Origin of the sequence: Dactylosporangium sp. NPDC051485 (assembly GCF_040682015.1) — a bacterium.
In the GTDB taxonomy this organism is placed as follows: Bacteria; Actinomycetota; Actinomycetes; order Mycobacteriales; family Micromonosporaceae; genus Dactylosporangium.
The window spans coordinates 97,024-110,152 of the sequence record NZ_JBFAZW010000004.1; the positions used below are offsets into that span (position 1 = coordinate 97,024).

Sequence of the window (13,129 nt, forward strand, 5' to 3'; positions counted from 1 at the left end):
CACGGAACCCTCGCTACTGGCGGAGCCCTCGCTACTAACGGAACCGAAGCGCTGTCGGGCCCTGCACCTTCGAGCCGCGGCGCTGCTTCGCGGGCATCGCGGCGAGCTTCTCGCGCAACTCCACAGCGTAGCCCGCCAGCGCCTCGACCAGGTCGGACACCGAGGCGTGCGCCGGCTGGACGTCGACGCGGAGGCCGAACTCGACCGCCGTGTCGGCCGTCTTCGGCCCGATGACCGCCACGACCGTGCGGGCGTGCGGCTTGCCGGCGATGCCGACCAGGTTGCGCACGGTGGACGACGACGTGAAGAGCACCGCGTCGAAGCCGCCGGACTTGATCGCGTCGCGGATGTCGGCCGGCGGCGGGGCGGCGCGGACCGTGCGGTACGCCGTCACGTCGTCGACCTCCCAGCCCAGCTCGGTGAGGCCGGCCGCGAGCGTCTCGGTGGCGATGTCGGCCCGGGGCAGCAGCACCCGGCCGACCGGGTCGAGGATCTCGTCGTGCGGCGAGAACTCGGCCAGCAGCCCCTCGGAGGACTGCTCGCCGGTCGGCAGCAGCTCGGGCACGATGCCGAAGCCGCGGACCGCCTCGGCGGTGGCCTCGCCGATGCAGGCGACCTTGACCCCGCCGAAGTGGCGCGCGTCGAGGCCGTGCTCGGCGAACTTCTCCCAGACCGCGCGCACGGCGTTGACCGAGGTGAAGACGGTCCATGCGTAGCGGCCGTCGACCAGGCCCTTGATCGCCCGCTCCATCTGGGCCGGGGTGCGCGGCGGCTCGACCGCGATGGTCGGCACCTCGCACGGGATCGCCCCGTAGGCGCGCAGGCGCTCGCTCATCGCGCCGGCCTGCTCCTTGGTCCGCGGGACGAGGACCTTCCAGCCGTACAGCGGCCGGTTCTCCCACCAGCCGAGCTTCTCGCGCTGCGCGACCCCGGCGCCGAGACACAGCACCACGCGGCCGGCGAAGCCGAGCGCGGCGGCGACCATGCTGTCGACCGAGGAGGCGGAGCTGTACTGCGTCTCGCCCGTGCCGTCCCCGGTGATCGACACCGGCGTGGCCGGGTCGACCCCGGCGGCCAGCAGCCCGTCGCGGACGGCGGCGAGGTCGCCGGCGTCGACGGCGAGCGCGGACGAGCCGCGGGCCACGGCGGCGGCGACGGACTCGAAGTCGACGGACTGCACGTCGTCGACGTCGGCGGTCACGCGCACGCCGGGCAGCGGCACGCCGGCGTAGGTGGCCACCCCGGCGGCCTGGCCGATGCCGGGCACAACCTCGAACGGCACCGCGGTGCGGGCGACGGCCTGCACCTCCTTGAGCACCGCCTCGTGGGCCATCGGGTCGCCGCCCACCAGGTGGATGGCGCGCAGGCCGGAGCGGGCCCCGGACAGCAGCACCTTGGCGACGTCACCGGGCGCGCCCTCGGCCGGGCTGAACTGGCACTCCGGGTCGGCCTCGGCGCGAATCGCGGCGAGCAGCGGCTCGGGTACGTTGCGGTCGTAGACAATATGGTCGGCGGACACCAGCGCCTCATGGGCGCGGCGGGTCAGCAGGCCGGGATCGCCGGGGCCGGCCCCGACGAATGCGATCCGGCCGGTGCCCTTACGGGTGCGGGTCATGCTGCACTCCCAGTGCGTTGTCGGCGCCTTCTTCGCGTAGGTCGCGGGCCAGGGCTCGGCCCACCTCCGCGGCGTCGGCGAGCGTTCCGGTGCGCGAAAGCCGGAGGGCGAAGCCGCCGTCCGGGCTGAACACAGCACCGCGCAGATAAATCTCAGGCCCTTCGTCGCCCTCGGCGACCTCGGCCAGCGCCGCGATCGGGGCGGAGCAACCCGCCTCGAGCTCGGCCAACAGCGCCCGTTCGGCGGTTACCGCCGCGCGGGTGTATTCGTCGTCGAGCGCGGCGAGCACCTCGCGCAGCTCGACATCGTCTTCGCGGCACTCGACCGCCAGTGCGCCCTGCGCCGGGGCGGGCAGCATCAGCAGCGGATCGAGCACCTCGGTCGCCTCGCCGCCGCGCCCGATCCGGGACATCCCGGCGTGGGCCAGCACGATGGCGTCGAACTCGCCCTCGGCGAGCTTGCGCAGCCGGGTGTCGATGTTGCCCCGCAGCGGTACCGCGTGCAAGCGCCGCCCCAGCGCGTTGATCTGGGCGATCCGGCGCAGCGCGCCGGTGCCGATGCGGGCGTCGTCGGGCAGCTCGTTGAGGTTGAGCCCGCCCCGGGCCACCAGCGCGTCGCGCGGGTCCTGGCGGGTCGGCACGGCGGCCACCACGAGCCCCTTGGCCGGCGCGGTCGGCAGGTCCTTGTAGGAGTGCACGGCGAAGTCGATCTCGCGGCCCAGCAGCGCGTCGCGCAGGGCGGAGACGAACACGCCCACGCCAAGCTGCGCAATGGGCGCGCTGGAGCGGTCGCCCGTGGTGACGATCTCGACGAGCTCGACGTCGCGCCCGGTGCGCTCGAGCACCGCGTCGGCGACCGTCTTGGACTGCGCCATCGCCAGCGCGCTGCCCCTCGTTCCCAGTCTGAGCGTCACGGGTGCACCTCGGAAGCCGCGGACGGATTGATCTCGGGAGTCGGGATCTGCAGATCGAACAGCTCACGCAGCGCCTGAGCATAAGCCTCGCCACCCGGCGCCGCCGCCAGTTGGCGCACGCGAACGGTCGGCTGGTGGAGCAGACGCTGGACGATCCGGTGAACGCTGTGGGCCACCTCGCCCCGCGCCTCGTCGGACAGCTCCGGGCAGCGCTGGGCCAGGCGGCGCAGCTCGGCCTCGACGACCTCGTCGGCCCGGGCCCGCAGCGCGGCCACGGTCGGGGCCACGTCGGCGCCGCGCAGCCAGGTCAGGAACGCCTCGACCTCGGCCGCCACGATCTCTTCGCCGGCCCGCTCCTCCACCTCGGCGGTGGTGGACAGCGACTCCGACAGCACCTCGATGTCGACCAGGGTCACGCCGGGCACATCGCCCACCCCGGGCGCCACGTCGCGCGGCACCGCGAGGTCGAGCACCAGCAGGTCCCGGCCGGCCCCCGCGAGGAGTGGCGCGTCGAGCACCGGCTCCGGGGAGGCGGTGGCGCTGACCACCACGTCGACCCGCTCCAGCAGGCTCGGCAGCTCGGCGAACGGTACGGCCTCGGCCCCGTGCAGCTCGGCCAGGCGCTCGGCCCGGGCGTGGCTGCGGTTGGTCACGAACAGCGGAGCGGCCCCGGCCCGGCGCAGCGTCGCCAGGGACAGCGCGCCCATCGCGCCCGCGCCGATGACCAGCGCCGGGCGCCCCCCGACCGGCGCGGTGGCGCCCTGCCCGTAGGCGAGGGCGGCGCTGACCACGCTCTGCCCGGCCCGGTCGATCTCGGTCTCGGCGTGCACCCGCTTGCCGACCCGCAGGGCCTGCTGCATCAGCTCGTGCAGCAGGCGCCCGGCCGTGCTCTGCTCGCCGGCCACGGCGTAGGCGTCGCGGAGCTGGCCGAGGATCTGCGCCTCGCCCACGACCATCGAGTCCAGGCCGGCGGCGACCCGGAACGCGTGCCGGACGGCGTCGACCTCGTAGTGGACGTACAACTCAGGAGCCAGCTCGGACACGGCGAGGCCGGCCCGCTCGGCGAGCACCCCGCCGATGTCGGCCAGGCCGCCGTGGAACGCGGTGACGGCGGCGTAGATCTCCACCCGGTTGCAGGTGGACAGGACCACGGCCTCGTCGACGTACGGCAGCGACACCAGCTCGGCGAGCACGGCCGGCGTCTCGCCGGGGCCCAGCGCGAGCTTCTCGAGCAGCGGGACACCCGCGGTCCGGTGCGACAACCCGACAACCAACAGGTTGACGTTCCCGGTCACGCCGCCACCCCCGCATCGCTCCGGTACCGCTCTGTACCGCTCACGACACCGCTCACGAGGCAACCTCCGCTTCGCCGCGCTTGGGCTTCTGCACCGCCGGCAGCGCCGTCAGGGCCGACTTGCGGTGCTCGTGGAAGGAGAGGATCTGCAGCTCGATGGCCAGGTCGACCTTGCGGACGTCGACGCCCTCGGGCACGCTCAGCACGCACGGCGCGAAGTTCAGGACGCTGGTGACGCCGGCGGCGACGAGGTGGTCGCACACGTGCTGGGCGGCGTGCGCCGGCGTGGCGATCACCGCGATGGAGATCGACTCCTCGACGACCACCGCGGGCAGGTCGTCGATGTGCCGCACGATCAGGCCGTTGATCTGCTCGCCGACCCGGCCGAGGTCGGCGTCGAAGAGGGCGGCGATGCGGAAGCCGCGGTTGCCGAACCCGGCGTAGCCGGCCAGGGCGTGACCGAGATTACCCACGCCGACGAGCGCGACGGCCCGCCGGTGGGTGAGGCCGAGCACCTGCTCGATCTGGTCGATCAGCAGGGTGACGTCGTAGCCGACCCCCCGCGTGCCGGTGCGGCCCAGGTGGGACAGGTCCTTGCGGAGCTTGGCGGAATTGACGCCCGCGGCCGCGGCCAGACCCTCCGAGGAAACCGTGTCGTGCCCTTCCTCGGCGAGGTGGTGCAGGGCACGCAGGTACTCCGGAAGCCTGGCGACGGTCGCCTCCGGAAGGGCCGGAAAGTCCGGTCCGTCCGTGGGGCCGGTGCGCTGCTGGCTCATGAGTCTCCGAGACGACGACAGTGTGCGAGACCACTGGCGGGGCCGGTGATCGGGCCGATTACCGGCTGTGCTAGCGGGGTTCGTCGTTGCAACAGAGTAGGCGCTTGTGAAGCCGTGCACAAATCGCGATCTTGAAGACTCGGCGCCCACCAGGTAGAGGTCAGCGCCCGCCCATGCGGATCGCGCGCGCGAGAAAAGCCCCCGCGGCACGTAGTGCCCCCTTTCTCCGACGCGGTCGGCAGTGGGCGGGCGCTGTGGCCAGTATCACCGCAATTCCGGCATATTTCACACCCAACACGACTTATGTAGCGAGCCTACACGTTTTTCCAGTAGGGTTGGCCCTACCATCAAGTGGCCGGACCGCGGGATGGGAGTCTGGGGGCGGTTTGCCTAGCGTCGATGACATGACGACGACCATCACCCCGCTGGGTCCGGGCCGCTTCTCCCGGATCATCCGCCAGCTGGGTATCGACACGCAGTATGTGCTGCTCGGGTTCCCCCTCGGCCTCATCACCGTGGTGCTCTGCCTGACGGGCTTCGCGCTGGGCGTGGGCCTGATCGTGACGGTCGTCGGCTTCCCGATCCTGCTCGCCACCATCCTGCAGGCGCGCGGCTTCGCCACCCTGGAGCGCGCCCGGACCGGCCCGGTGCTGCGCAGCCAACTGCCGCACCCGTACTACAAGAAGGCCGCGCCCGGCGCCGGCTTCTGGCGCCGCACGCTCGTCCCGCTCTCCGACAGCCAGTCGTGGCTGGACCTGCTGCACGGCATCTTCCGGTTCATCCCCAGCACGATCGCCTTCTCCTTCGTGCTCGTCTGGTGGGTCGGCGCGCTGGCCGGGCTGACCACGGTGCTGTGGGACTGGTCCATCCCCCGCCCGCCGGACAACCAGGACCTGCCGGAGCTGATCGGCCTCGGCTCGGGCGCCGAGGTGCGGATCCTCCTCAACACCGCCCTGGGCGTGGTGTTCGCCCTCACGCTGGTGCCGGTGGTGCGCGCGGCCGCCCTGTTCGAGGCCTGGGCCGCCCGGGGGATGCTCAGCGGGGTCGCCGAGCTGCGCGAGCAGGTCGCCGAGGCCGAGCGCGGCCGGGACCGGGCCCGCGCCCAGACCACCGCCGCCGTGTCGGCCGAGGCCAGCGCCCTGCGCCGGCTGGAGCGCGACATCCACGACGGGCCGCAGCAGCGGCTGGTCCGGCTGGCCATGGACCTCGGCCGGGCCGACCTGCAGTTCGACAACGACCCGGCGGCGGCCCGGGCGACCGTGGCCGAGGCGCTGGCCCAGACCCGGGAAACGCTGCAGGAGCTGCGGGCCCTCTCGCGCGGCATCGCCCCGCCGATCCTGGTCGACCGCGGGCTGCGCGCGGCCCTCACCGCCCTGGCGGCCCGCTCGGCCATCCCGGTCGACCTGGAGCTGACCGAGACCGGGCGGCTGGCCGCCAACGTGGAGACGACGGCGTACTTCGTCGTCGCCGAGGCCCTGACCAACGTGGCCAAGCACAGCCACGCGAGTGAGTGCAAGGTCACGCTGCAGCGCTCGGCCTACGGGATGCTCGTCACGGTCGAGGACGACGGCGTCGGCGGTGCGAGCCTGGCCAAGGGGCACGGGCTGACCGGCCTGGCCGACCGGGTGCGCGCGTCCGGCGGCGAGCTGACCGTCACCAGCCCCCACGACGCGGGAACCAAGCTCGTCGCGATCCTCCCGGTCTGACCCGCCGGGCCGCTCGCGCCTCCCACGCAGGCATCTCGGCCGCCGATATCGACGACTGGCCTACTATCGCTGCGTGCGGGTAGTCGTTGCGGATGATGCGGTACTGCTGCGCGAGGGCTTGGTGCGCCTGCTCACCGAGAGCGGGCACGAGGTCCTCGCCGCCGTCGGGGACGGGCCGAGCCTGGTGGCCGCCATCGTCGAGCACCGGCCCGACGTGGCCATCGTGGACGTACGGATGCCGCCCTCACACACCGACGAGGGCCTGAGGGCCGCGGTCGAGGCGCGGGCCCGGGTGCCGCGCACGCCGATCCTGGTCCTGTCGCAGTACGTCGAGGTCTCCTACGCCGACGACCTGCTGGCCGACCGGGCCGGGGCGGTCGGCTACCTGCTCAAGGACCGGGTCTCCGAGGTCGCCGAGTTCCTCGACGCGATGCAGCGGGTGGCCACCGGCGCCACCGTGCTCGACCCGGAGGTGGTCGGGCAGCTGCTGGTCCGGCGGCGCCGCGACGACCCGCTGCGCAGCCTCACCCCGCGCGAGCGGGAGGTGCTCGGGCTGATGGCCGAGGGTCGATCCAACACCGCGATCGCCCGCAAGCTGGTCGTCACGGATGGCGCGGTGGAGAAGCACGTCAAGAACATCTTCACCAAGCTCGACCTGCCGCCCGACGACGAGCAGCACCGCCGCGTGCTGGCCGTGCTCGCCTACCTCCAGAGCTAACCCTTCAAAAGCTAGCCCTTCAGCGCCAGGTCGACCGCCTCGACCAGGGAGAACGCGACCGGCAGGCCCGTCGCGCGCAGCAGCTCGGTGTCGGTGAAGCCGCCGGCGTAGAGCACGGCGCCGGCGCCGACCGTCCTGGCCGCTTCGCCGTCGTCGACCGAGTCGCCGACCATCACCACGTCGGCGGGGTCGAGGCCCAGGGCGGCCAGGTGGCGCTCGAGGTACACCGCCTTACGCTGCCCGCCGACCGTGCCCGGCAGGCCGTCGATCCGCACCAGCCGGGCCCCGAGGCCGTGCCGCTCGACCTCGACCAGCAGCTCGTCGTGGAAGAACATCGACAGCAGGGACTGGGTGCCGGACCACTTCGCCATCGCCTCGAGCGCGTCCGAGGCCAGCTGCAAGGTGGCGATCCCGCGCCGGTAAGCGTCGTGGAACGCGTCGTCGAGGAGCTGGAACTCCACCTGGTCGACCGGCCGCTCGAGCACGTGCGCGTAGTAGTCCAGGATCGGCCGGCGGAAGTCGCGGCGGTGCTCCTCCGCGGTGATGGCCGGGCCGCCGACCGTGGCCAGGCAGATGTTGGTCGCGTCGACGACGAGCTCGAGGTCGTCTAGCAGGGTGCCGTTCCAGTCCCACACCAGGTGCTTCACCCGGGTGAGGATAGCCCTAGATCGGCCCTCAGCCGGTCCTCCTCCACCCGCCAGTAGCCGTGCTCCTTGCCGTCCAGCAGCAGCACGGGGATGCGGAAGCCGTACTCCTCCTCCAGCTCGTCGTCGCCGGAGATGTCGACCTCCTCGAACGGCTCACCGACCCGCTCGAGCACCTCCCTGGCCTCCTCGCACAGGTGGCAGCCTTCGCGGGTGTACAGCAGCAGCCTCATCCCAGGACTCCTTTGCGGACCTTGCCGGTCGCGGAGTGCGGCAGCTCGGCCACGAACTCCACCGCGGTCGGGCACTTGAACCGGGCCAGATTGCGCTCGCAGTGCGCGATCAGCTCCTCCGCGGTCACCTGCGAGTCCGGGCGGCGCACCACCACCGCCTTGACCGTGCGGCCGGTGTACGGGTGCGGCACGCCCAGGACGGCCGCCTCCGCGACCTCCTCGTGCGCGGCCAGCACCGACTCGACCTCGTGCGGGTAGACGTTGAACCCGCTGACCAGGATCAGCTCGCCGAGCCGGTCCACGATGAACAGGTCGCCGTCCTCGTCGGCGTAGGCCACGTCGCCGGTCGCCCACCAGCCGCCGGGGTCGGGGGCCGAGGAGCCTTCGGGCCAGTACCCCCGGAAGAAGTTGCGACCGCGGGCGACGATCTCGCCGGGGTCGGTCGTGCCGTCCTCCTCGTCGGGGATCACGTCCTCGCCGTCGGCGTCGACCAGGCGCACCTCGACGCCCGGAATCGGCCGGCCGATCGAGCCCGGCCTGATCGAGGGGCTGGCCAGGGTGCTGGTGAGCACCGGCGCGGCCTCGGTCAGCCCGTAGCCCTGGTACACCGCGCGGCCCGTGGCCTCGGCGAAGCGCCGCTCGGCCGCGGGGTCCAGCGGGGAGGCGCCGCACACCGCGAGGCGCACCCCGGCCCAGGACCGGGCCAGGCGCTCGCCCATCAGCGACCAGGCGATGAACATGGGCGGCACCCCGATCACGGCGGTCACGCCGTGCCGCTCGATCGCCTCCAGCGCGTCGGCCGGGTCGAAGCGCTCGATCAGCACGCCGCACCCGCCGTGGTAGGCCACCGCGCCGAGGCCGGAGTTGAGGCCGTACGCGTGGAACAGCGGCACGGCCAGCAGCAGCACGTCGTCGCCGTTGACCGGCGCCGGCTCGATGCGCGCGAGCTGCTCGTGGTTGGCCAGCAGCGCGCGGTGCGGCAGCATGGCCCCCTTCGGCGCGCCGGCGGTGCCGGACGTGTAGAGCAGCACCGCGAGGTCCTCGCCGCCGCCGACGGACTGAGCGATGAACTCGTCGCCATTGAGTAATCCGCCAAGATTCTCGCCCAGCGTGTACCGCACGCCAGGGGCCCCGTCCCCGACGGCACCCATCACCGGCCGGGTCGCGACCAGCACGGCCGCGCCGGAGTCCCCCAGCACGTGGTTCAGCTCGCGCGAGGTGTACCCCGGATTGACCGGCACGGCGACGAGACCGGCCCGCAGCACGCCGAAGTACACGGCGGCGAACTCGGGCACATTGGGCAGCGCGATGGCCACCCGCGGGCGGCCGTGCCGGTCGTCGGGAAGGCCCAGCGCGAGCAGTCCGCCGGCCACGGCGTCGACCTGCCGGTCCAGCTCACCCCAGGTGAGCACCTCGTCGTGCGACCGCAGGGCGGGGCGGTCGACACCACGCTGCGCGGCACGCCGGACGACGTCGGCGAAGTTCCCCTCGGCGGTGGGGTTCGGAACGTCATGCACGGTCGCCGAGTCTTGCACAGCAAACGGGTGAGCCGGGACCCGCAGGAAGTTCACCCGTCACCAATCACCCTCTGCCGTGGCATGGTGCGTGCTGCGGTTCGGCCGGGCCGCAAACGGACACGACACGCCGACTGAGTAACGATCCATCCGATCGTGTGCAATCCGCGTGCCGCAGTCCAGTAACTCCAGCGCGATTACGTCCCGTTTCGCCGTTTTTCCGGCGTGTCGTACGGCGTGTTGCGGCGAAGTGACGGACAGCATGTGCGCCGAACGGACAGCGATCCGTGGGATGAATGTGCCCTCACGTCATGAGCCGACCACACGCGGGTGACGCCGGACCTATTATCACCGAAGTCGACTCACCCTATTTGTCGCGAGTTGATACCCCTCACCCCGAGGAGGCCGAAGTGCCGTTGATCGCCGTATTCGTAGGGCTTTGCGACGTATGAGCGGTTACCAGCACGTGTTCGACGCTGAGCACGCACTCACCGGCGGGCTGTCAGTGCTGCGCGACTCCGTACGCGAGTCAGTGCGCGACATGTTCAGCACGGTGATGCGCGGTGAGGGAGGCAGCGTCCCGCGCACGCGGGGGCGCCCACACACCAACGAGGCACCGGCCCGCCCGGGACCGGCCCCGAACGCCAGACCCAACGCCGGGATGAACGGCAAGCCCGTCGGCGGCGCCGGCGCGGGCCTCCTCGGCGAGGAGACCGTGCCGATCCCCACGGACATCCTGGGCGGCGGCACGGACACGCTGACCGAGACCGGTCCGCGCGAGCCCGTCCCGCCGCAGCCGACCCGCCCCGAGCGCGGCGACCCAGCCTCCGAGGTCTGGGCGCTCATCGAGCGGGCCCAGGCCGGCGACGGCGCGGCGTTCGGCCTCCTCTACGACCGGTACTTCGACACGGTCTTCCGGTTCGTGTACTTCCGGGTCGGCAACCGCCAGCTCGCCGAGGACCTGACCGCCGACACGTTCCTGCGTGCGCTCAAGCGCATCGGCAGCTTCACGTGGCAGGGTCGCGACCTCGGTGCCTGGCTGGTCACCATCGCCCGCAACCTCGTCGCCGACCATTTCAAGTCCGGGCGGTACCGCCTGGAGGTCACGACCGGCGACGTGCTGGACGCCGACCGCCCCGACCGGGGGCCGGAGGGCAGCCCGGAGGCGGCGGTCATTGACCACATCACCAACGTGGACCTGCTCAAGGCGGTCAAGCAGCTCAACCCCGAGCAGCAGGAGTGCATCGTGCTGCGCTTCCTGCACGGGTTCTCGGTGGCCGAGACCGCACAGACCATGAACAAGAACGAGGGAGCCATCAAGGCGTTGCAGTACCGCGCGGTGCGTGCGCTCGCCCGGCTGCTCCCCGACGGATTCCAGCCGTGACCCATGCCACCTTCGGCTACAGTGCCCCGACGGTCGCCGTAACCAGTCTTCGCCCTGCTCCGTTGGTCCAGGTGCGACCGTCGGCATGGCGCACGGCGGTCGCGGTGGCCCACCATCCCGCTGCCCTGCCGCGCCTGAGTGACGCGATCAGCGAAGGGGGGTGCCTCAGGTGATTGGCTCCGTCTTCCACCGTCGACGGGCTGAGCGGTTCGCTCAGCTCCTCGACGAGGCCACAGGGGCGAGACGGCACCGCATGAGGTCCACGCTCGACGATTCCCTCACCGACCTTGTGTCGGTCGGCCAGCGGCTCGGTGAGCTGCCGGTCCGGGTGGAAGCGCAGCAAGAGTTCCGCGACGGTCTGCGGGCCATGCTCATGGCCACGATCGAGCGCGAGGGCGTCGGCGCGACGGCGAAGGAGCCCGAGCCGGAGCCCGTCCGCCGGGTGGGCCTGCGCTCGCTGCGCGGGCCCGCGGGCAGCCGCCCGGCGGTCAGCCGCCGGACCCGCACCCGCGGCGCCATCGTGGTCGGCCTCGCCGCCGGCACCCTGGCCCTCTCCGGCATGTCGGCCGCGTCCGGCGACGCCATCCCCGGCGACGCGCTGTACTCGGTCAAGCGTTCCACCGAGAAGGCACAGCTCGCACTGGCCGGCTCGGACATCAGCAAGGGCCAGCTGTACCTCGAGTTCGCCCGCACCCGGCTCGACGAGGCCCAGGCGGTCAAGGACCCGGCGGGGCTCTCGTCGGTCCTGGACGACATGGACAGCGAGACCCTGGAGGGCGTCCGGCTGCTGACGGCGACCGCGATGGCCCACAAGGACCCCGCGGCGCTCGACGCGATCGACGGCTTCGTAACCAACCAGCGCGGCGCCGCCGAGAAGCTGAAGGCCTCGGCCACCGGCGATCCGGCCCGCGCCCGGGCGACCACGTCGGTCAGGCTGCTGGACGAGATCGACCGCCGCTCGAAGGCGCTGCGTCCGCTGGTCAAGTGCGGCCCGACCGCGGTGACCGGCCCCGACGCCTACGGCCCGGTCCCGGTCGGCGACGCCTGCCGCACCACCACCAAGCCCAGCAACGGCACGAACTCCGGCCAGACCCAGCAGCCCGCCGCCCCGGTGACGGGCAACCCGGGCCAGACCGGCGGCCACCCGGGCAGCGTCGCCCCGAGCGCCGGCGTCAACTCGTCGGCGACCGAGTCCTCCCCCGCCGGACCGGCCGCCACGGTCTCGCCCACGCCTTCCCCCTCGAAGACCGAAAAGGGCCTGTTGGACTGGCTGCTCCACTGATTCAGCCCAGCGACACGTCAACGACATGACAGGGCCCGGTGCACGTCACCGGGCCCTGTTGCTGTTCCATGCCGGTACCGTTGGATGTTCGTGTCACACGTGTTGATCTTCTCGAAGGGAGCAGGCCCGTGCAGATCCGACCGTCCGCACTGCGGCGCAAGCGCCCGAGCGGCCGCATCGTCGTCTCCGCCGCGGGCTGGGCCGCCACCGAGGTCGAGGCCGCCCTGGAGATCCCGTCCGACCCCACCGGCGCCGCCTTCTTCGACGTCGACAACACGATGATGCAGGGCGCGTCGATCTACTACTTCGCCCGCGGCCTGGCCAAGCGCAAGTACTTCACCAGCCGCGACCTGGTCCGCTTCGCCTACCAGCAGGCCCGCTTCCGCCTCCTGGCCTCCGAGCACGCCGGCACCGTCTCCAGCGCCAAGACCACCGCCCTGGCCTTCATCGCCGGCTGGAAGGTCGAGGAGATGGAGCGCCTCTGCGAGGAGATCTTCGACGAGCTCATGGCCGACCGCATCTGGTCGGGCACCCTGGCCCTGGCCCAGTTACACCTGGACGCCGGCCAGCGCGTGTGGCTGGTCACCGCGGCGCCGGTCGAACTGGGCCGCATCATGGCCGCCCGCCTGGGCCTGACCGGCGCGATCGGCACCATGGCCGAGATCCAGGACGGGGTGTACACGGGCCGCCTGGTCGGCGACCTCATGCACGGCCCGGAGAAGGCCTCCGCGATCACCACCCTGGCGCTGGCCGAAGGGCTGAACCTGACGCGGTGCGCGGCCTACAGCGACTCGATCAACGACGCCCCGATGCTCTCCACGGTCGGCTACGCCGTGGCGGTCAACCCGGACCCGGCCCTGCGCCGCGAGGCCCGCAAGCGGGGCTGGGAGATCCGCGACTTCCGCACCGGCCGCAAGGCGGCCAAGATCGCCGTGCCGGCCGCCCTCGCCACGGGCGTGGTCCTCGGCGGCCTGGCCACCTACTCCGCGATGCGCAAGCGCCGCCGCCGCTCCGCCACGCCCGATCCCGAGGACGCCTGAGGAAACACCG

Annotated in this window: 12 protein-coding genes; 5 read left to right on the top strand and 7 right to left on the bottom strand. The window is 72.5% G+C overall.

Annotated elements, in window-relative coordinates; all coding sequences use genetic code 11:
* Nucleotides 1–34: 34 nt before the first annotated feature.
* From AB0M46_RS03300 to AB0M46_RS03315, 4 genes are read right to left on the bottom strand one after another with little or no spacing between them, the layout of a single operon-like run.
* Nucleotides 35–1,615: a uroporphyrinogen-III synthase gene (locus AB0M46_RS03300; RefSeq protein WP_363332618.1), complete on the bottom strand. Its 1,581-nt coding sequence runs from the start codon at nt 1,613–1,615 to the stop codon at nt 35–37.
* Nucleotides 1,599–2,528: a hydroxymethylbilane synthase gene (gene hemC, locus AB0M46_RS03305; protein ID WP_363332619.1), complete on the bottom strand. Its 930-nt coding sequence runs from the start codon at nt 2,526–2,528 to the stop codon at nt 1,599–1,601. Before hemC ends, AB0M46_RS03300 begins: the two co-directional genes overlap by 17 nt.
* Nucleotides 2,525–3,823, bottom strand: a complete 1,299-nt coding sequence (locus tag AB0M46_RS03310; RefSeq protein ID WP_363332620.1) for a glutamyl-tRNA reductase — start codon at nt 3,821–3,823, stop codon at nt 2,525–2,527. Before AB0M46_RS03310 ends, hemC begins: the two co-directional genes overlap by 4 nt.
* Before the next feature lie 52 nt (nt 3,824–3,875).
* On the bottom strand, nt 3,876–4,598 hold the full coding sequence (locus AB0M46_RS03315; protein WP_363332622.1) for a redox-sensing transcriptional repressor Rex: 723 nt from the start codon (nt 4,596–4,598) through the stop codon (nt 3,876–3,878).
* A 404-nt stretch (nt 4,599–5,002) separates the two neighbouring features.
* Here AB0M46_RS03315 and AB0M46_RS03320 point away from each other — a divergent pair, with 404 nt between their 5' ends.
* Nucleotides 5,003–6,304 carry a sensor domain-containing protein gene (locus AB0M46_RS03320; RefSeq protein ID WP_363332623.1) on the top strand — a complete coding sequence of 434 codons (1,302 nt, stop codon included), beginning with the start codon at nt 5,003–5,005 and terminating at the stop codon, nt 6,302–6,304.
* Between the two features lie 73 nt (nt 6,305–6,377).
* Nucleotides 6,378–7,022 carry a response regulator transcription factor gene (locus tag AB0M46_RS03325; protein ID WP_363332624.1) on the top strand — a complete coding sequence of 215 codons (645 nt, stop codon included), beginning with the start codon at nt 6,378–6,380 and terminating at the stop codon, nt 7,020–7,022.
* 11 nt (nt 7,023–7,033) lie between these two features.
* On the opposite strand, the gene AB0M46_RS03330 is transcribed toward AB0M46_RS03325, so the two are convergent.
* From AB0M46_RS03330 to AB0M46_RS03340, 3 genes are read right to left on the bottom strand one after another with little or no spacing between them, the layout of a single operon-like run.
* Nucleotides 7,034–7,669 (bottom strand): HAD hydrolase-like protein, encoded by a 636-nt coding sequence (locus AB0M46_RS03330; protein ID WP_363332625.1) that lies wholly within the window; start codon nt 7,667–7,669, stop codon nt 7,034–7,036.
* Nucleotides 7,666–7,899: a glutaredoxin family protein gene (locus AB0M46_RS03335; protein WP_363332626.1), complete on the bottom strand. Its 234-nt coding sequence runs from the start codon at nt 7,897–7,899 to the stop codon at nt 7,666–7,668. The genes AB0M46_RS03330 and AB0M46_RS03335 overlap by 4 nt, the downstream gene beginning before the upstream one ends.
* Complete coding sequence (locus tag AB0M46_RS03340; protein WP_363332627.1) at nt 7,896–9,416, bottom strand: AMP-binding protein; 1,521 nt, start codon at nt 9,414–9,416, stop codon at nt 7,896–7,898. The genes AB0M46_RS03335 and AB0M46_RS03340 overlap by 4 nt, the downstream gene beginning before the upstream one ends.
* Nucleotides 9,417–9,954: 538 nt before the next feature.
* Between AB0M46_RS03340 and AB0M46_RS03345 the strand changes: the two genes are divergently transcribed.
* The 3 genes from AB0M46_RS03345 (at nt 9,955) to AB0M46_RS03355 (ending at nt 13,119) form a co-directional block, all read left to right on the top strand.
* On the top strand, nt 9,955–10,797 hold the full coding sequence (locus tag AB0M46_RS03345; protein WP_363332706.1) for a sigma-70 family RNA polymerase sigma factor: 843 nt from the start codon (nt 9,955–9,957) through the stop codon (nt 10,795–10,797).
* A 253-nt stretch (nt 10,798–11,050) separates the two neighbouring features.
* Nucleotides 11,051–12,079 (top strand): DUF5667 domain-containing protein, encoded by a 1,029-nt coding sequence (locus tag AB0M46_RS03350; RefSeq protein ID WP_363332628.1) that lies wholly within the window; start codon nt 11,051–11,053, stop codon nt 12,077–12,079.
* 224 nt (nt 12,080–12,303) lie between these two features.
* Complete coding sequence (locus tag AB0M46_RS03355; RefSeq protein WP_363332707.1) at nt 12,304–13,119, top strand: HAD-IB family hydrolase; 816 nt, start codon at nt 12,304–12,306, stop codon at nt 13,117–13,119.
* The last annotated feature ends 10 nt before the right edge of the window (nt 13,120–13,129 follow it).